Source organism: Olsenella profusa (genome assembly GCF_016900315.1).
In the GTDB taxonomy this organism is placed as follows: domain Bacteria; phylum Actinomycetota; class Coriobacteriia; order Coriobacteriales; family Atopobiaceae; genus Thermophilibacter; species Thermophilibacter profusus_A.
Genome location: NZ_JACSNQ010000048.1, coordinates 1 through 451, shown reverse-complemented (window position 1 = coordinate 451; position 451 = coordinate 1). Strand labels below are relative to the sequence as shown.

Below are 451 nucleotides of genomic sequence, written 5' to 3'. Positions count from 1 at the left end.
GTCCCAGCGCCTCGAAAGCCCAGGCGGGCACGGGGACCTCGCCGACCTCGCGGTAAACCGCCTCGAAGGTCGCGGCCTGGAAGATCACGTCCGGATCGAAGGCGTGCACACGGTCGATCAGCGCTTCGGCCCCGGCCCAGAAACCCGGCTCGGCAAGCGCCTTCTCATCGCCCCAGCGGTAGATCGCCCGGCCGATGAACTTGGCGCCGGTGTTGCGGATGAACTCCACGTCGGCCTCCTTGTCGGGATAGGGTCCGTCGTTGCAGTAGGGATCGACGGTCAGGAACTCCGACATCGTGACGGCCCGCGAAAGGTAGCGGTCCAGCACGTCCCGGGAGATCGAACCGTCGAAGCGGTAGGGATCCGGCTCCGCGGAGCCGCATGCGCCCGCGCCGGCGGAAAGTCCCAGCGCGGCGGCAAGCAATACGAACAGTCGTTTCATGGCTGGTAT

The 451-nt window shown here is 67.0% G+C and carries 1 protein-coding gene; it reads right to left on the bottom strand.

Features of this window, described 5'->3' with window-relative positions; genetic code table 11:
- Window positions 1-451 (bottom strand): hypothetical protein (locus tag H9X80_RS08965; RefSeq protein WP_204793998.1); only part of this gene is annotated, 451 nt, incomplete at both ends.